Source organism: Rhodococcus sp. BH4 (assembly GCF_002079265.1).
GTDB classification, from domain to species: domain Bacteria; phylum Actinomycetota; class Actinomycetes; order Mycobacteriales; family Mycobacteriaceae; genus Rhodococcus_F; species Rhodococcus_F qingshengii.
This window is the reverse complement of sequence record NZ_CP014941.1, coordinates 3,570,263-3,588,209: the sequence shown is the minus strand read 5'-3', so window position 1 is coordinate 3,588,209 and position 17,947 is coordinate 3,570,263. Positions and strand designations below refer to the sequence as shown.

At 63.3% G+C, this 17,947-nt stretch carries 17 protein-coding genes; 12 read left to right on the top strand and 5 right to left on the bottom strand.

The features are described 5' to 3' along the window. The first annotated feature begins 2 nt into the window (after window positions 1-2). From A0W34_RS16485 to A0W34_RS16470, 4 genes are all read left to right on the top strand, one after another. Complete coding sequence (locus A0W34_RS16485; RefSeq protein WP_198035649.1) at window positions 3-1,559, top strand: pyridoxal phosphate-dependent decarboxylase family protein; 1,557 nt, start codon at window positions 3-5, stop codon at window positions 1,557-1,559. A 127-nt stretch (window positions 1,560-1,686) separates the two neighbouring features. Beyond that, window positions 1,687-3,018 carry an SAM-dependent methyltransferase gene (locus tag A0W34_RS16480; protein ID WP_081557952.1) on the top strand — a complete coding sequence of 444 codons (1,332 nt, stop codon included), beginning with the start codon at window positions 1,687-1,689 and terminating at the stop codon, window positions 3,016-3,018. A 20-nt stretch (window positions 3,019-3,038) separates the two neighbouring features. Next, window positions 3,039-4,358: a lipase family protein gene (locus tag A0W34_RS16475; RefSeq protein ID WP_081557951.1), complete on the top strand. Its 1,320-nt coding sequence runs from the start codon at window positions 3,039-3,041 to the stop codon at window positions 4,356-4,358. A 53-nt stretch (window positions 4,359-4,411) separates the two neighbouring features. Beyond that, on the top strand, window positions 4,412-5,083 hold the full coding sequence (locus A0W34_RS16470) for a DUF1345 domain-containing protein (RefSeq protein WP_030537075.1): 672 nt from the start codon (window positions 4,412-4,414) through the stop codon (window positions 5,081-5,083). A 21-nt stretch (window positions 5,084-5,104) separates the two neighbouring features. On the opposite strand, the gene A0W34_RS16465 is transcribed toward A0W34_RS16470, so the two are convergent. Next, on the bottom strand, window positions 5,105-5,734 hold the full coding sequence (locus A0W34_RS16465; protein WP_037130153.1) for a LysE family transporter: 630 nt from the start codon (window positions 5,732-5,734) through the stop codon (window positions 5,105-5,107). 110 nt (window positions 5,735-5,844) lie between these two features. On the opposite strand from A0W34_RS16465, the gene A0W34_RS16460 reads away from it, so the two are divergent. Further along, entirely contained in the window at window positions 5,845-6,501 is a 657-nt protein-coding gene (locus A0W34_RS16460) for a nitroreductase family protein (RefSeq protein WP_003942413.1), read from the top strand. Then, the gene (locus A0W34_RS16455; RefSeq protein ID WP_030537073.1) at window positions 6,495-7,100 is read left to right on the top strand and encodes a dihydrofolate reductase family protein; all 606 of its coding nucleotides are present in this window, start codon (window positions 6,495-6,497) and stop codon (window positions 7,098-7,100) included. The genes A0W34_RS16460 and A0W34_RS16455 overlap by 7 nt, the downstream gene beginning before the upstream one ends. Here the strand turns inward: A0W34_RS16455 and A0W34_RS16450 are convergent. After that, the gene (locus A0W34_RS16450) at window positions 7,097-7,900 is read right to left on the bottom strand and encodes a sulfite exporter TauE/SafE family protein (protein ID WP_197492815.1); all 804 of its coding nucleotides are present in this window, start codon (window positions 7,898-7,900) and stop codon (window positions 7,097-7,099) included. The two genes, A0W34_RS16455 and A0W34_RS16450, sit on opposite strands and share 4 nt — an antisense overlap. A 92-nt stretch (window positions 7,901-7,992) precedes the next feature. On the opposite strand from A0W34_RS16450, the gene A0W34_RS16445 reads away from it, so the two are divergent. Next, window positions 7,993-8,796: an AraC family transcriptional regulator gene (locus A0W34_RS16445; RefSeq protein ID WP_081557950.1), complete on the top strand. Its 804-nt coding sequence runs from the start codon at window positions 7,993-7,995 to the stop codon at window positions 8,794-8,796. Here A0W34_RS16445 and A0W34_RS16440 read toward each other — a convergent pair. The 3 genes from A0W34_RS16440 to A0W34_RS16430 form a co-directional block, all read right to left on the bottom strand. Continuing rightward, window positions 8,774-9,223: a hypothetical protein gene (locus tag A0W34_RS16440; RefSeq protein WP_007732260.1), complete on the bottom strand. Its 450-nt coding sequence runs from the start codon at window positions 9,221-9,223 to the stop codon at window positions 8,774-8,776. The two genes, A0W34_RS16445 and A0W34_RS16440, sit on opposite strands and share 23 nt — an antisense overlap. A 46-nt stretch (window positions 9,224-9,269) precedes the next feature. Further along, the gene (locus A0W34_RS16435; protein ID WP_081557949.1) at window positions 9,270-10,523 is read right to left on the bottom strand and encodes a glycoside hydrolase family 1 protein; all 1,254 of its coding nucleotides are present in this window, start codon (window positions 10,521-10,523) and stop codon (window positions 9,270-9,272) included. Window positions 10,524-10,663: 140 nt separating this feature from the next. After that, the gene (locus tag A0W34_RS16430) at window positions 10,664-13,918 is read right to left on the bottom strand and encodes an arabinosyltransferase domain-containing protein (RefSeq protein ID WP_081557948.1); all 3,255 of its coding nucleotides are present in this window, start codon (window positions 13,916-13,918) and stop codon (window positions 10,664-10,666) included. 132 nt (window positions 13,919-14,050) lie between these two features. Between A0W34_RS16430 and A0W34_RS16425 the strand changes: the two genes are divergently transcribed. The 5 genes from A0W34_RS16425 (at window position 14,051) to A0W34_RS33190 (ending at window position 17,905) form a co-directional block, all read left to right on the top strand. Then, a complete protein-coding gene (locus tag A0W34_RS16425; RefSeq protein ID WP_232329865.1) occupies window positions 14,051-14,533 on the top strand; it encodes a hypothetical protein in 483 nt (160 codons plus the stop codon). Window positions 14,534-14,686: 153 nt separating this feature from the next. Continuing rightward, window positions 14,687-16,009 carry a histidinol dehydrogenase gene (gene hisD / locus A0W34_RS16420; RefSeq protein WP_037130144.1) on the top strand — a complete coding sequence of 441 codons (1,323 nt, stop codon included), beginning with the start codon at window positions 14,687-14,689 and terminating at the stop codon, window positions 16,007-16,009. Continuing rightward, window positions 16,006-17,148 carry a histidinol-phosphate transaminase gene (locus A0W34_RS16415; protein WP_042449556.1) on the top strand — a complete coding sequence of 381 codons (1,143 nt, stop codon included), beginning with the start codon at window positions 16,006-16,008 and terminating at the stop codon, window positions 17,146-17,148. Before hisD ends, A0W34_RS16415 begins: the two co-directional genes overlap by 4 nt. Next, window positions 17,145-17,759 carry an imidazoleglycerol-phosphate dehydratase HisB gene (hisB, locus tag A0W34_RS16410; protein ID WP_003942383.1) on the top strand — a complete coding sequence of 205 codons (615 nt, stop codon included), beginning with the start codon at window positions 17,145-17,147 and terminating at the stop codon, window positions 17,757-17,759. Before A0W34_RS16415 ends, hisB begins: the two co-directional genes overlap by 4 nt. After that, window positions 17,756-17,905: a hypothetical protein gene (locus A0W34_RS33190; RefSeq protein WP_007732248.1), complete on the top strand. Its 150-nt coding sequence runs from the start codon at window positions 17,756-17,758 to the stop codon at window positions 17,903-17,905. Before hisB ends, A0W34_RS33190 begins: the two co-directional genes overlap by 4 nt. Window positions 17,906-17,947: the final 42 nt, after the last annotated feature.

Sequence of the window (17,947 nt, the reverse complement as noted above, 5' to 3'; positions counted from 1 at the left end):
CGATGAGTTTCACTCGGGTCGAGGAACTTCAGGGCAAGATCGTCGAGAGCGCAAACCTCGAGAAGAGGGCGGCCGACATCTTGACTCGGTTGCGTTCGCTTCGCGAGCAGGACGCTCCGACGCACGGAGGCCGGGTTCTGTCGTACGTGTACGACAGCGGCCTCGCAGCGCTCGACGAGTTGGCAGCGGACGCAGCTCGATTGGTTCAGCCGGTCAACGGTCTCGACCCGACGGTGTTCCCGTCCACCGCGGTGATGGAGCGTGAGTTGGTTGCGTTCGCACGCGAGTTCCTCCATGGAGCTTCAGACCCAGCCGCAGATACAGACGCCGGAGGCGTAGTCGTCGGCAATGTCACCAGCGGCGGAACGGAGAGTTGTGTGTTGGCCGTCAAGGCAGCTCGCGACTTCCGTGGGCTCCCGCCGGGTGAGGGTTCGCTGGTTCTTCCGACCACCGCGCATGCCGCTTTCCACAAGGCAGCTCACCTGCTCGGACTGGAACTGATCCTGGTACCAGTAGATCCCACGTCGGGGCGCGTCGGCGCACAAGATATTGCGACGGCAGTTCGGAAAGACACGGTCTTGATCGTCGTCTCCGCGCCCAGCTACCCGTTCGCGGCGCTCGACCCGATCGCCGATGTCGCGGAAGTTGCTCGTGCACATTCGATTCCACTGCATGTCGACGCCTGCATCGGTGGGCTTGCGTTGCCGTGGTGGGGTGATCTGCCACCCTGGGATTTCCGGGTGCCCGGGGTCACCAGCATGTCCGTCGACTTCCACAAGTACGGATACTCGCCCAAAGGCGTTTCGGTCCTGCTGCACCGAGGGCGAGATCTGCATCGCAAGCAGTATTTCGGACTCACGGACTGGCCGGGGTACCCGGTGGTCAATCCCACGCTTCTCGGTTCCAAATCCGTTGCTGCTCTTGCCGGTGCTTGGGCGATTTCGCAAGTCCTCGGGCAATCCGGGTACGCCGAATTGGTGTCCCGGGCGCAGCGGGCCACTCGTGCACTGATCGGCACGGTCGAGGCAATCGAGGGTCTTCGCGTCGTGGGCTCGCCGGTGGTACCACTGTTCGCGGTCGCTACCGACGATTCCGTGCCGCTCGAACGGCGAGTGGATCCGCATCGCTGGGTGAGCGCTGTCGGTGCTCGCGGCTTCGTCCTTCAAGGGCAGCCGGCGTCGACGCAACCTGACGGGACGACGTTGCCTCGAACAACCCACCTCACCGTCACCCCGGTGACGGAATCTGTGCTCGGCGAGTTGACCAGCGCACTCGTCCTCGGTGCCGACGACGTTCGCGGCTCGGCGGCAGCCGAGGCGCCGCCGGCCCTGGCAGAGTTGGCCGGAGCATTCGAACGTGGCGATGTCACCGTCGCCGATGTTCTTGCGTTGCCCAGTGACGCCGTCGCGGCAGCGTTGACGTCGGCGGGGCTGGATCCTCGGGGCTCTTCCGATTCTCCCTTGGACATGGCGGCCGTCCTCGCGGCAGTGGAATCGCTGCCACGTGAGGTCACGAAGAGACTGCTGGTGGAATTCCTCGCCGGAATGGTGGAGCCCTGAACTCGGCGATGAATACCGAAACCGCGATGAACACTGTCCAAAACTCGGACAAATGGCGCGAAAGATTCGCGAATCGGGCGTAAGTTTTCTGTCATCGGCTAACCATCTTTTGTCGGAGGGTTGATCAGTGACTGGTGCCGCGGCCAAGATTTTGACGGTGTTCGAGGAAGTGATCGGGGTTCCGCTTCCGGTTCGCGTGCGATGTTGGGACGGTTCGGAGGCAGGGCCACCGGACGCCGCTGCGCAGGTTCACTTCCGGAATCGGCGTGCCCTACGGCGGGTCCTCTACTCTCCCAACGAATTAGGGCTGGCGAGGGCGTACGTTTCCGGCGATCTGGACGTAGACGGCGACATCTTCGCGCTCCTCGACGTCCCGGAACTGGTCACGCGGCTCGGTGAGAATCGTTTGTCGACGTTGCCGCTGCGCTCGATTGTTCGCGCCGCCGGTACTTTCGCCGGCTTGGGGGCGGTCGGTCCACCACCGTCACCCCCGGCGATCGAGATGCGTAGTAAGCGAGGCAAGCGGCACAGTAGATCACGCGATTCGGCGACTGTCTCCCATCACTACGACGTCGGGAATCGCTTCTACGAACTGTTCCTCGGGCCGAGCATGGTTTATTCGTGCGGATACTGGCCGGAAGGTGTCGAATCCCTCGAAGCTGCTCAGTACGCGAAGCTGGACTTGATTTGCCGCAAGCTCGATCTGAAGCCGGGAATGCGACTGCTCGACGTCGGCTGCGGTTGGGGATCGATGGCAGTGCACGCCGCCCAGAACTACGGCGTCGACGTCGTCGGAGTCTCGCTGAGCAACGAGCAGGTCGAATACGCCAAGGGGCGAGTTGCCGACGCGGGTTTGACCGATCGCATCGAGATTCGGGTGCAGGACTACCGCGACGTCGACGACGGCCCTTACGACGCGATTTCGAGCATCGGCATGTCCGAGCACGTGGGCCTGGTCAATTTGCCGGTGTACACGGCAAAACTCTACGACTTGCTCGTGCCGCAGGGTCGTCTGCTCAATCATGCCATCGCCGCGGTGAAGTCGTTGTCGGACAACGTCGATGACGGTCCCAGCTTCATCGACAGGTACATCTTCCCGGACGGTGAGATCCTTCCGTTGAGTAAAACCATTGATGCGCTGGAACTTTCGGGTTTCGAGACGCGTGACAGCGAAGCGTTGCGCGAGCATTACGCACTGACACTGCGCGCATGGGTGCAGAACCTTCGCGAGAACTGGGACGCATCGGTCTTACAGGTCGGTGCTCCCCGGGTGCGTACCTGGTTGCTGTATCTCGCTGCCAGTGCCCTGGGTTTCGAGGAGCCGCACAGGCTTACGATTCATCAGGTTCTGGCCGTGAAACCAGGGGATCGGGGGGCCAGCGGCATGGCCCGCTCGCGTGACAGTTGGTATCGATCGATTGAAGTCCCGCAGATCGAAACCGGTCCGCGCGTCGACTGAGGCCTATACGTTGGATTTCCATGAGCACCCGGAAGGTTGTCCTCGCGGCACTGAAGGTTTCGGCCGTTGCGGTATCGGCGCTGTTGCCGACCTCGCTGCTGTTCACACCGATGTCGAACGCCGAACCTGTGAACGATTTCTACGATGCGATTCCGGGCGACGTCGGTGATCCGGGTTCGGTGATTCGGACGGAACCGCTGGCTCTGGCCGGTGCCGTCGGCGGAGTGCCTGGTGTGGGGACCCGGATCCTGTATTCGAGTACCGACACCCACGGATCCAAGGTTGCTGTGTCGGGCTCGTACCTGGAGCCGGCTGCCCCGTGGTCAGGAGCGGGCCCCCGCCCGACGGTGGTGATCGGTCCGGGTACGCAGGGCCAAGGTGATCAGTGCGCGCCGTCGAGGATGTTTCCCACTGCCGGTCAGCTCCGCCTGGCGGAACCCGGGAATCCGTCGAACTACGGTGCCGGTGTGGACAGTGTCGGTGTCAACTACGAGTCAGCTTTTGCTTTCGCTTTCCTCACCCAGGGCGTTCGTGTATTCGTCACCGACTACATCGGACTCGGAACACCCGGCGTCCATACCTACGTCAATCGCGCCGAGGAAGCCCATGCGATGTTGGACGGTGCGCGCGCTGCCCGAGCCCTCGCGCGGGCAGGAGAGGACGATCCGATAGCGCTGTGGGGCCACTCGCAGGGCGGCGGCGCCACTGCCGCTGCAACCGAACTGGCACCCGAATACGCGCCTGAGTTGAATCTGGTCGGGAGTTACGCGAGCGCGCCCCCGGCAGACCTGGCAAGCGTTCTGCGTCATATCGACGGTACCGGCCTGATGGCCGCGATCGGTTACACGATCAACGGCGTCCTCGACCGCTATCCCGCCGCCCGAGAGCCAATCGAATCTCGACTCAACGACTACGGCCGGTCCGTGCTCGCCGACGTCGCCGGGCAATGCCTCATCGATTCCCGAACCAAGTACGGGAAGCAGTCGACGGCGTCGTGGACCACAGACGGACGACCACTCGCCGACGTGGTGGAATCGGTACCGGAGATCCAACAGGTGATCGAGGAACAACGCATCGGGTGGCGAACCCCGGCCTCGCCGATTCTGGTCAACGGAGCGCTCAACGACGATTTCATCCCGTACGAGCAAACCCGGCGCCTGGTTCAGGACTGGTGCGCGCGCGGGGCCGAGGCGACGTTGTTCACCGACACCTTGCCTGCGGTGAATCCGGGGAGCGGCAACAACCACCTCGCGCCGGCCGTAGCGGATTTCGGCGTCGGATTGCAGTACGTGCTGGACAGATTCAATGGCAAGCCGATAGTCGGTGCGTGCAACGCCTGAGTCGCCGTGTCACGTAACCACCGTCTCACTTCGAACAGTGGTTGACTGAGCCCGTGAACGATCGACCGCACGACCTTCCGATCAACCCGGTTCCACGGAGCGCCCTGGGTGCCGGGCCGGCGCTGAGAGTGTCGACGGGTCTGCTGCTCGGTGTGGCCGCCGGTGTCGTCACGGCGTTGGTCGGCTACCCCCGATTCGCGTTTCTGATCGGCTGGGATGTGGCGGCGATGGTGTTCACGGTGTGGACGTGGATTCTGGTCTGGCCCTTCGACGCGACGCTCACCGCAAGTCACGCAACGCGCGAAGAGCCGGCCCGAAACGTCGCGCACCTGCTGATTCTCGGTGCCGCCGTCGCTAGCCTGGTCGGTATCGCGTTCCTGCTCCTGGCGGCACCCGACGGACATCACTACCAAGTAGTGGCGGCATCGGTTGCAGTCGGCAGCGTCGTGATCTCGTGGCTGGCGGTCCACACGCTCTTCGCCCTCGGATATGCACGGCTGTACTACTCCGGCCCCGACGGCGGAATCGATTTCAATCAGGAAGAACCGCCGAGGTACAGCGATTTCGCCTACGTGGCGTACACGGTCGGGATGAGCTTCGCGATTTCCGACACCAACTTGAAGTCGTCGGACATGCGCGCGATGGCACTCGGCCACGCATTGCTGTCGTACCTGTTCGGTTCGGTGATCGTGGCGTCCGTCGTCAACTTGATTGCGGGCCTGTGATCTCTCGAGCCGTGTTACCGATCAAGCCGCTGCACGCCCGATGCTCGAGAGGAAGCCGGCGGCTCCGAAGAACAGGCCGGCGAACACTCGATTGGTGGTTCGCTGCTGTTTGGGGGAGCGCATCAAGGTGAGTACCCGGGCGGCCAGGCCGGTGTATCCGGTCATCACGATCACGTCGACTGCGCACATCGTGGCGGCGATGATCAGATACTGCGGCAGCAGCGGCGCCGACGGGTCCAGGAACTGCGGGAGCACTGCGAGCATGAAAACGACGGCCTTCGGATTGCTCGCGTTCACGAGAAATCCGCGAAGCATCATCATCGGACCGGAGCTGCTCGCGGCTGCCTCGTCGGTCTCCACCTCGGTGGGCGCCGATCGCCACTGCCTGATCCCCAGGTAGACGAGGTATGCGACACCGAACCACTTGATCAAGGAAAAGGCCACGGTCGAACTGGCGAGAATTGCACCGACCCCCGCCGCGACAATTCCGATCTGCAGCAACAATCCCAACTGCAGCCCGAAGATGTTCCAGTATCCGCGTCGCAAGCCGTAGGCAAGTCCCGACGACATCGACGCAATGGCGCCGGCCCCCGGCGACAGGCTGATCACCCAACTTGCTCCGAAGAACGCCAACCAGACGTGCCAACTCATGTCGAAAGTCCTTTGATCGGGAAATACTCCCGACAACGAGCACGCACGGGATCAGAAAAGTGTAGACGGACAGTCCTGCTCACTGCTCGCGACAGTGCAATGATCGGGAGATGACGTCGTATCCCGTACTCGACCTGACACCCGACGAATTGCTGACCACAACGCGGACCGTTCGAAAGCGTCTGGATCTGACCCGTCCCGTGCCGTTGGACCTGGTGAAGGAATGCCTCCAGATCGCCCTGCAAGCGCCCTCCGGTTCGAATCGCCAGGGCTGGCAGTGGATGGTGGTGACCGATCCGGCACTGCGTGCAGCAGTCGGGCAGATCTACAAGGAAGTCACCGACGAGTACCTTGCCTCTCACGGTTCGGCGGCAAAACTCTTCGCCGATGATCCCGATCGCGCGCCGATTCAACAACGCGTGGGCACCAGCGTCGCGTGGCTCGGTGAGCACATGGGTGAGGTGCCGGTCCTTCTCATTCCGTGTATCAAGGCGGGCAAGACGCTGCCGGAGGGGAACCAAGCCGGCCTGTGGGGTTCGCTACTCCCGGCTGCGTGGAGTTACGCGCTGGCCGCGCGGGCACGTGGGCTCGGTACGGCGTGGACGACATTGCATTTGCAGCGTGAAGCGGAAGTTGCGGAGCTGCTGGGCATTCCGGCCGGATTCCATCAGGCTGCGCTCATCCCGACGGCGTACTTCACCGGCGAGACGTTCAAACCCGCCGCCCGTGAACCGGTCGACAACGTGCTGCACGTGGACCGATGGTGAGCCTGATCTACTCGGCGATCTGCTCGATCGACGGGTATGTGGCCGATGAGCAGGGGAACTTCGACTGGGCGGTTCCCGACGCGCAGGTCCACGCGTTCGTCAACGAGCTAGAGAGGGGAGTCGGCACGTACCTGCTCGGGCGCCGGATGTACGAGACGATGATTCCCTGGGAAACAATGGCGTCCGAGGATCTCGAGCGTTCTTCGGTGGCAGGAGGACCTTCGGCTCCGGGCGAGTTTGCCGGTATCGAGGCGGCGACCGCCGAGTTCGCTCAGATCTGGCGTGGAATCGACAAGATCGTGTACTCCACGACGCTGAACGAGGTGTCGACCGCACGTACCAGGATTGTCCCGAGCTTCGATGAAGACTTCATCCGTTTGCTCGAGAGTGAAGCGGTACAAGATATCTCGATCGGTGGACCGACGGTTGCGGTTAGTGCTTTCGCGGCGGGTTTGGTCGATGAAGTCAGACTGTTCCTGTGTCCGGTCAATATCGGTGGCGGATTGCGAGCTCTCCCGGAAAGCCGGCTTGATCTGCAACTGCTCGAGGAGAAAACCTTCGACGGCGGCGTCATCTATCTGCGATACGCCGTTCGCTAAGCAATCACCATCACTGCCGTGACGACGCCGAGTAGAGCGATGTAGGCGGCGGCATGGACTCGGTCCGGTATGGCACCGACGATTCGTCGGCTCAGCGCGATCGCCGGTAGGGAACCGGCGAGTAGTGCACAGACGGCCAGAAGGTCGACAGCGCCGACTCTGCCCGCCGACAGATCCGAGGCTGAACTGTGCCCTGATGAAACCGCATACACCGCAGTCGCGACGACGGCGACAGGCAAGCTCAACGGGTTGGCGCTCGCGGCGGCGTCGGCCATCGGAACTCCGCGGCGTCGCATCATCGGAACCGTCATGACGCTCCCGCCGACTCCGAGGAAACTTGCGACGGCACCGATGCCTATCCCGACAGCGCGGACGCCGTGACGGTCAAGATGTTCGCGAGGTTCAGATGGTGTCAGAAACCCTTGTCGCAGAAGACTGTCCAAGATTGTCACCAGCAGGTAGAGCACAAACAGAATCCGGACGACGCCGTCGTCTACGTGGCCCGCCGCAACCGCTCCGAGCCCGGCTCCGAGTGCGACGGGGCCGATCAGAGGTCTGATGTACTCCGTCCGAAGCCGTCCTGACTTCCTGAATGCGACTGTGGCACCGAGTGAATTGACCACCATCACGGCCGCCGAGGATGCTACGGCGACATGCATCGGATCGATGACGTCCGGCCTCAGCGTCGATGCAGCGTAAACGACTGGGACAGTGACAAACCCGCCACCGAATCCGAACAGAACGGTGGTGACTCCGGTCAAGGCGCCGAAAGCGAGAAGGATGAGGGCGTAGTGAAGCACTCGATGAACGGTAGCGATTTCTCCGCTGGCGCACATTCGAAGGTTCGCCAGGTTCCATTGTCAATCAGACACGGACTCGGTAGGTTCCTCCGGTGCGCAACATCTCGATCAACGACGTCGATCACTCACCCCGCGGTGTTCTCGCAATCGGAACCGACTACCCACCCGGTCACGTGCTGGCCGCCCACGAACATCGACGAGCCCAGTTTCTCTTCGCTGTGAACGGTGCGATGAACGTCGAAACCGAAGACGGTGAGTGGACTGTTCTGCCGTCCAATGCGGTCATGATTCCCGCCGGTGTCGCTCATGCCGTGACAATGGACGGCGTCAGCACGCGAAGCCTCTACATCGAACCGTCCGCAGCGCCGTGGTTCCCGGTCAGGTGCCGAGTCGTCGCAGTATCGTCGCTCCTGCGTGAGTTACTTGTCGCTGCAGTCGACGTGGATGTCGAGCTGAATGTGGAGGACGACTTCCCCGCACACGGACGCAGCGCCGCGGTATTTCAGCTGATCCTGCACGAACTTCGCGATCTTGCGCCCCTACCTGTGGAACTCCCGCTGCCTCGGCACTCGGGATTGCGGGCGTTGTGCGCGCAGTATCTCGCAGCCCCGTCGATCCATGACTCGCCCACGCGGTGGGCTGACCGACTCCACGTCAGTGAACGGACACTGCACCGCTTGCTGATCTCGGAAACGGGGATGAGCGCGTCGTCGTGGATGCAGCGTGCCTGCATTCTTCACGCGCTTCCGAAACTTTCTGCCGGGGCCAGTGTGACGGCCGTTGCGTCTGAACTCGGATACTCGACGCCGGCTGCCTTCGCGGCGATGTGCACCCGAGTCTCGGGTGCACCGCCCAGTAGCTATCGGGCGCGCGTCACGACACAGACACAGGGATGATGTCGGCGACGACGTCGTGGATGAGACCGTCACGGACTTCGAAGGTTTCACGAATCTCCACGGTCATGAGGCGAGTGCCGCCGATTCCCGCGTCCAGCAGGTAGGTGGTCGAGACGATGTCCCCGGCCTCCGACATCTCGAGGTCTCGGACGCCCTGGATAACGCGGTATTGGATGCCGTTTTCGAGGTCGGCGGACATCTGTGGTCCGGAGAACCCCGTCTTGAGTCCGGCTTCGACGCGGGTCGCATCCGGGGCGAAATGAACATCGGAGACGTCATGGGAGACGAGGGCGTCGATGTAGGCGCGTGCTTGCGCCTCGCGGGGTGAATCGGCCGGGTTCGGGGCTGCCGTCGCAGCGCCTCCGGCAACCAGGATCAGGACAGCGGTGGCAGCGGCAGTTCCGGCGATATTTCGCAGTGTTCGCATGGGACATCCTAACGACGAGGAGTGGAGGAAATTCGGAAAACGGCCCTCATCGAGTAGCCGTACAGCTGCGGGGAGGATCGACGAGCGAGCAGAAAGCCGGGGCCATGACGGGCACGTAGTCGGCTCCGACGCCGTTGTCGTGGATGATTCGGCGGTAGGCGGCGACGCCGTCGGTCGGGATTCGGGCCGCAGTGGGATCGCCGAGAACATCGACCGTGTAGAGGCCGAATCGAGGTCGGTACGAACCCCATTCGTAGTTGTCGGTGATGGACCAGTAGTTGTAGCCGATCACGTCGGCACCGTCCTCTCGGGCGCGTTCCATCCAATAGATGTGATCGCGTAAGTGATTCGCGCGTGTGTATCCGTCGGCGCGCGGCGCTCCGTTGTCGGTGGGCATGCCGTTCTCGACGATGTAGAGGGGGAGTTCCGGATACTTGCCCGAGTACTGCATCAATGCGTCGTACAGGCCTTCGGGCTGCGGCGTGACGTTGTAGAACTCGTCGAGTGCGGCGTACGCGGCAGTCGGATTGTTCAGGGCCACACCGTAGTAGTAGTCGATGCCGAGAAAGTCGAGCTTGTCGCGAACTCGATCCGTGAATACCGAATCGATCGCCTCGGACACGCCGGGAATGAAGGAGAAATTACTGCTTACGCGGGCACCGGGATCGAGAACATGGATGCGGTCGTAGATCGCCCGGTGGACTCGGACCAATGAGTCGAACATCGACGGCGCCTGGGTGAGTGCGATTCCGCCGTAGGTCAATTCGCGCTGAACGTACACAGTCGGCTCGTTGATCGTGATCCAGAGTGCCCCGATTCCGGAGTACCGCTCGACTACCTTCTCTGCGTTGACCAGCCAATCGGCTTCCGTCTTCGGATTTGTCCAGCCGCCTTGATCGACAACCCATCCCGGATACACCCAGTGGTCGAGTGTGATCATCGGAGTCATGCCCCGCGCGCGGATGTGAGCTACCACGTCGTCGTAGTAGGCGAATTCGGTCTCGTTCCAGCTCCCGGCGGCGGGCTGAACTCGCGCCCACTCGACGCCGAATCGGAAAACCTTCGATCCCAGATCGGCCGCCCGGTCGATGTCCTCGGCGTAGCGATGACGGAAGTCGACCGAGTCACCGATCTTGTCGTGGGTTCGTTCGGAATCGGAGTATCGAGACCAGTTGCTGTCCGGCGACGAACCTTCCGATTGGAACCCGGAGGTGGCAACGCCCCAGAGGAAGTCATCCGGTACCTCAGCCGAGGCGTGCGCGGGAAGGGCCAGCACCCCGAACAGGCACGTCAGTGCCATCAGCGCAGGCGCGATAGACCGTGACAGGGCTCCCATGCCTGGGAGACTAAGTCATACAAGTGTCCAGTCGCAGGCGTTTCGTCCGATCCGCCCGCGGCTGGACCGTGTCACTCAGTGACCCAGCCGCTCAGAAATTCCGCTCAGAAATCCATGGTCATCGATCCCGGGTTCCACGTCCCGGAGCGCTGAACGGTCGTTTCGTCGACCTGGGCAGGTACTGCACTCGGATCGATCGGTGTGTACTTCTCGATCGAACCCCAGTCGCGAGCCCAGTCGTTGTCGAGATACGACGGAATGGTCTGCGCGGTCAGGAGCAGATCGATCCACCCCAACGGTCCACCACCGTAGTGGTCCTGCCAGGCACTGGTCACGAGCGCACCGGAATGGTCGGGAAGGATCCGATACTCGGGGACCTCGGCGATACCGACCCGATGATCGAAGGGGCGTTGGCATGGGAATGCCAGTCCGACAGCCCAATCCAGCATGACGGGCGCCTGTGAACCGACGACGTCGTTGAGCTTCTGGGTCTTCGGAACCCGCGGCGGGGTGACGGCCACCCATTGGTCGGGCTTGCTGTCGTAGTCGCTGACGACCAGTCGAATGCTGTTGGCTTCGACGGGAATCTGATCCAACGGCACACGCAGGTTCCGCCATGACGGCGCCGGGCCGATGTCGAGGGGCGCGATCTTTCCGAGTGTTTCGACAGCGTCTGTTTCGGCATCGTCGACGCCACGCGCTGTGCCGTACTCGACCTCGACGTTCTGGCCGTAGGTGACGATTCCGTCCTTGTCGACGGACCGAACACGACCAGCCGCGGCAATCGAGATGATGTCGCCACGCGTGGCGTTCTCGCCCACGTCGGGGAGTTGGTACCAGTCACTGGTCAGAGTGCCGGGGGAGGGCTGACCGTAACTACCCATGACGGGTGTTGTCGCCGGGTCGAGACCGAACGGCAACGCGACCGAACTGCCGTTGACTCCGGTCTGTCCGGCGCCACCGCCGGTTCCGGCCGAGTTGCCGGCGGTGTCCTCGGAGGTGTCGACGGTGTTCGCGCCGCCGGTAGCCGTGGCTTCCTTGTCTGCTCGAAGGTCGGAAGCGACGCCATTCGGATCGAATCCCGTAGCCCCACCGGCGGACAGTCCTGTGGCGACGCTGCCCGAGAGGGGCGTCAGCATCGAGGCGTTCGGATCGGTCTCGAGCAGAACGTCGTTGGCGAGACCGCAATGTCGGCCGAGAACGGCGTCGACGTTTGCACGGCCCACCGAATAGGCCGGGTACTGGGTGACCGCGCCCTTGGCCATGGACAGCACCTCGAAGAGGACCATGGCACCTGCGGCAACCGTCAGTGGCGAGATGGCAAGCAGTCGAGCGTGCTTCGCGGACGGTTCCTTCCCCGCGGTGTACGGCTCACGGAAGAAGTACCACGCGGCGACGCCGAGCATCAGCACCGTCAGCCCGAGGAGGACGGTGCTCGCGCCGAGTCCGCTGATGGACACAGGCTTGTCCCACCACGGAACGCTGTAGCTGGACACGTAGTAGTAGCTGTTGCTGCCGGTGAATGCCACCGCGAGGAGGAACAGGACGGCCGCCGCGAAGAGGGCCCGATTGCGCGGCGAGCGCAGGAGTTTCGTTCCCACGGCGACGGCCGTCATCATCGCCAGAACGGCGGTGAGTCCGGCAAAGATTCCGAAGTGGTGCGTCCACTTGGTCGGCGAGAACATCAGCAGTGGCAGTGCGCCGATCGTCAGCCCCACGACGCGGCGTGACGGGCCGGCGGCCAAACCGGGAATCCGGCCCCCCTTGCGCAGCATCATCGCGGTGCAGACGCCAAGGCACAGAACCATGACGAACACACCGAATCTGCGAGTCAGGGAACCGTCGACGGAGATGTTGAAGAGGTACTGATAGCGGAGGTACTCGTCGAACCAGGGCTGATTCGGTGAGATCGAGTGGACGCGTTGCATCTCGATGACGGCGGCCAGACTTTGATCGCCGAACGCGGGGATGAGAATCGAGAGTCCGGCAGCTAGCAGTGGCCCGACAGCCGCGACGTAACCGGTGGTGCGCGCACGTTCGATGATGATGCGCATGATCGGGCGTATTCCGGCGATGAGTGCGGCAAAGCAGATGAGGCCGGAAGGGCCGGCAGTCAAGGTGAATCCGGCGATCAGGATCGCGACTGCGACCGGCAGAAGTCGTCTCGTCGCGACGGCGCGTTCGATCGAGCACCAGGTCAGCAGCACGCCGAGGGCAACGATCGGTTCGGGGCGCAGTCCGTTGTTGAACGGAAGCCAGAAAGCGAGGAAGACAAGCGCGCCGGTCCAGAGGGCGAGTCGATTTCCGCGAATGGCGGCGCCCAGCCGAGGCGCAACCTCCCGGCTGATGACGAGCCAGGTGATGATGCCTGCCAACAGAGCAGGCAGACGGACCCAGGGGCTTGCGGTGCTGACGTGGGCCAGGAGTCCGAGGATGTTGTAATACGGCGTTCCGAACGGGGTTTCGGGGACCGCGAACCACCGGAAGTAGTTGGACATGTAGCCCGATTGCTCGGAGGCTCTTGCCATCGTGAACTGGTAGCCGTCGTCGGTGGTGGTAGCGCCGATGAAGTGCCACAGCACCAGAGTTCCGACGACGACCCCGTCGAGGACGGTGAACTTCCACCATCGGGCGGGCAGAAATTTGCGTGTGCCCCGGCCGTCGCGGTTGTCGAGGCGGTGCAGCGCGAAGAGGGACACGAGAGCCGTGAGTGCCCCGAGAATCATGGCGAGAGTCTTGATCACCGACGGGCTCGACGTGAAGCGAGAGTCCGCCTCGATCGAGACGTTCAAACCGGCTGCCGCCGAATCGAGGTCGCTGAAGACGCCGACTACCTGTGGCCGGCTGTCGCCCTCGATGACGCGCGGTTCGGAACCGGTGGCACTGAAGGTGGTTCGGGTCGGCTCGGCGGCGAGCGTGAGTGCGCATCCACTCGGCAGATCAGCGACGGGTGTCGAGAGCAACACTCGATCGCGTAGGACAACGTCGACCCGAGCGGGAGCGTCGGCGGATTCGGGGGAGACAGTGGCAACAAATCCGTAGCGGCGCGCATCGGCGGCACCCGGGGGAGCAGTCGAGACGAGCGTTCCGCCGGTGGCAGCCAACTCACTGATCGACGCGCACGGAATCGATGACTCCATGCGCAACGGTGTGTACGAGACCAATGGCGCCTCGACGCTTGTCGTCGACCCGGCCTGCGGCCAGTTGACGGCGGCGGTGTCCTGCTCGATCGGCAGGAACGGCACTGATCCGCACAAAACTATGCCGAGGATCGATGCGACAATCCCAACGATCCGTGCTCGGTTCGGTCCGCTGGATCGCTGAGGGGTCGGCAAGGCCGGAGGTGCGGTCGTGGCCACGTCACTGTCTGTCACGACTTTGGACCCTAGCTGTGCGTGACGTGTTTGTTATAAAAGCGCGAGTAATGGGATGGTCGTGTTCCCGGTGTCATTCCTCGGGGTGGGGTTGTCGGCGATCGAGGCGGGGGTGCTGTGCGCGAATTTCACGAGTCCATTCCCCTGAGCCCACTACTGCGGCGGTCGGCGGTCGCATTGTGCGTCGTCCTCGGAATTGTCCTGGTAATTGTCTGCGGGTTCGCGGCAATCGTGGATCGCGACTCGGCGGGCTACGTCGGCGCCGTGTTGTCCGCGGTCCTGTCCTTCGGGTTGGCCGCGTACATGTGGAAGGTGCGCGTGATCATCACCACAGACGTCGAACGAGTGTCGATCGCGCTGTCTCCGGGGCTGTGTCAGGTATTTCGGTGGGACGAAGTTGTGTCTGCCACTGCAGTACATATCGGGATGGGCTCCGGAATCGGTTATCGAATGACCGGCCCAGGTTTGCGGGTAATTCTCGCATCTCCCGGCGACGGGGTCCGCTTTCGTCTGCATGACGGCCGTGAAATCTCGGTGGCAACACCTCGAAGGGACGAGCTGATCGAACTCGCCCGGCGGCGGGCGCCGGACCTGCAGTGAGCGTTGCAGGTGGACCGGTGAAAAACGGGGTGCGCCTATCCTGGATAATTGACATCAGTTCTGTGTTTCAGGCGCGCTGTTCAGGGCCTGTGATGCCGGACCGGTTTGCTGCCGCTTGCACAGGCACCCCGTTTGCGTACGAGAGGAACTCTCATGCTTGCCCGCACCGACCTGCGTGGTCGTACCCCATCCACGGCCGAACTTCGCGCCGCGCTTCCCCGAGGTGGAGTGGATGTGGACGCGGTACTGCATCAGGTTCGCCCGATGGTCGAAGCCGTCCGTGATCGCGGGGCAGAAGCCGCCCTCGAATTCGGCGAGAAGTTCGACGGCGTTCGTCCGGCTTCGGTTCGTGTACCCGCGGCCGAGCTCGAGCGCGCACTTCGTGAACTCGACCCCGCAGTCAAGGAAGCCCTCGAGGTTGCGATCGAGCGCACCCGCACGGTGCACGCCGATCAGCGTCGCAAGGACACCGTCACCGAGGTCGTTCCGGGTGGCACGGTCACCGAGCGTTGGGTTCCGGTCGAGCGCGTCGGGCTGTACGTGCCCGGCGGCAATGCCGTGTACCCGTCCAGCGTTGTCATGAACGTCGTGCCGGCTCAGACCGCCGGCGTCGGATCACTTGTTGTCGCCTCGCCGCCCCAAGCCGACTTCGGCGGATTGCCGCACCCGACCATCCTTGCCGCAGCAGCCATGCTCGGCGTCGACGAGGTGTGGGCCGTCGGCGGCGGGCAGGGCGTCGCCCTCCTTACCTACGGCGGAACCGACACCGATGGAACCGAGCTTGTCCCGGTCGACCTCATCACCGGTCCCGGCAACATCTATGTCACTGCCGCCAAGCGTCTGTGCCGCGGACTGGTCGGCATCGACGCGGAAGCCGGTCCCACCGAGATCGCGATCCTCGCCGACCACACCGCTGACCCGGTCCACGTTGCCGCCGACCTCATCAGTCAGGCCGAGCACGACGTGATGGCCGCTAGCGTTCTTGTCACGACCAGCGTCGACTTGGCCGACGCGGTCGACAAGGCTCTGGCTGCGCAGCTCGAGATCACCAAGCATCGCGAGCGCGTCACCACGGCACTGACCGGTAGCCAGTCGGGCACGGTGCTCGTTTCTGATGTTTCCGCTGGTCTGCGCGTCGTCAATGCGTATGCGGCAGAGCACCTCGAGATCCAGACCGAGGATGCAACCGGGGTGGCAGCTCAGGTCACCAGCGCTGGTGCCGTGTTCGTCGGCCCGTGGGCGCCGGTCAGTCTCGGCGACTACTGCGCCGGCTCCAACCACGTTCTGCCGACGGCCGGGTGTGCACGCCACTCCTCCGGTCTGAGTGTGCAGACGTTCCTTCGTGGAATCCACGTGATCGACTACTCCGAGTCTGCACTGAAAGACGTTGCCGGACATGTCATCACGCTGGCCAATGCGGAGGATCTGCCGGCTCACGGCGAGGCTGTGCGTCTGCGATTCGAGGCTCTGCGATGAGTAGTGCTCCTGGAGAGTCGATTTCGGTCGACGCCCTGCCGATTCGCGAGAACCTGCGTGGAAAGTCGGCGTACGGCGCACCGCAGTTGACGGTTCCGGTTCAGCTCAACACGAACGAGAACCCGCATCCGCCGACCCAGGCGCTCATCGACGATGTGGCCGAATCCGTGCGCGAAGCCGCGAAGGAACTGCACCGCTACCCCGACCGTGACGCTGTGGCGTTGCGGACGGATCTGGCGGCGTACCTGGCGAAGCAGACAGGTGTACCGGTCACCGTCGACAATCTGTGGGCGGCAAACGGATCGAACGAGATTCTGCAGCAACTTCTTCAGGCGTTCGCAGGTCCGGGACGTAGCGCGATGGGTTTTGTGCCTTCGTACTCGATGCACCCGATCATCGCCGACGGTACCGATACCGAGTGGGTCGAGGTCTTCCGTCGGGACGACTTCGCACTCGACGTGGATGCTGCCGTCACCGTGATCGCGGAACGTCGACCCGACGTCGTGTTCGTGACCAGCCCCAACAACCCGACCGGACACAGCGTCGGCATTGCAGAACTGCGACGCATCCTCGACGTGGCGCCGGGCATCGTGATCGTGGACGAGGCGTACGCGGAGTTCTCCGCTGCCCCGAGCGCGATGACGCTGATCGACGAGTTCCCGGCCAAGCTGGTTGTGACCCGCACCATGAGCAAGGCTTTCGCGTTTGCCGGTGGCCGACTCGGCTACCTCGCCGCCGCTCCCGCGTTCATCGACGCACTGTTATTGGTGCGCTTGCCTTATCACCTCTCGGTGGTCACGCAGGCGGCGGCACGTGCCGCCCTGCGTCACGCCGACGAGACCCTCGGCAGTGTGCACGCCTTGTCCGCCGAGCGCGATCGCGTGTCGAAGGCGCTGGCGGACACCGGTTTCCGAGTGATTCCCAGTGACGCGAACTTCATCTTGTTCGGTCAGTTCACCGACAGTGCACAGGCGTGGAAGGAATACCTCGACCGCGGGGTTCTCATCCGCGACATCGGCATCCCCGGATATCTGCGGGCCACCGTGGGACTCGAAGCCGAGAACGACGCGTTCATCAAGGCCAGTGACGAAATCGCAGGCACCCAGCTGGTCGACACGAATTCAGGAGAGACGGCATGAGCGATCGCATCGCGCGGATCGAACGAACAACTCGGGAATCAAGCATCGTCGTCGAACTGAATCTGGACGGGACCGGCATCGTCGACGTCTCCACCGGCGTTCCGTTCTTCGACCACATGCTCAACGCGTTGGGTACTCACGCCAGCTTCGATCTCGACGTCAAGGCGAAGGGCGACGTCGAGATCGACGCTCACCACACCGTCGAGGACACCGCGATCGTCTTCGGCCAGGCGCTCGGCCAGGCACTCGGCGACAAGAAGGGCATCCGTCGTTTCGGCGACGCTTTCATCCCGATGGACGAAACGCTGGCGCACGCGTCGGTCGACGTCTCCGGTCGCCCGTACTGCGTGCACACCGGGGAGCCCGACTACATGGTGCATTCCGTCATCGGCGGGTACCCGGGCGTTCCGTATCACGCGGTGATCAACCGCCACGTGTTCGAGTCGATCGCATTGAATGCACGTATCGCACTGCACGTTCGGGTTCTGTACGGCCGCGATCAGCATCACATCACCGAAGCCGAGTACAAGGCCGTTGCGCGCGCTCTGCGTGAGGCGGTCGAGCCGGATCCGCGCGTGAGCGGCGTGCCGTCGACGAAGGGCACACTGTGAGCGTCCTCTTCACCTATCTGCTGTTCATCGGTGCGGGAATTGCCGTGGGCGGCGCCTACTCGATGTTCAAGGTCAACAAGCTTGCGTCGGGAATCCTTCTGGCGTTGGCGGTTCTGGCGGCGGTAGCGGGCGCACTGCGTCTGTGACGCGAAAAGTGACTGTGTCTGAGACGCAAGATCCTGTTCCAT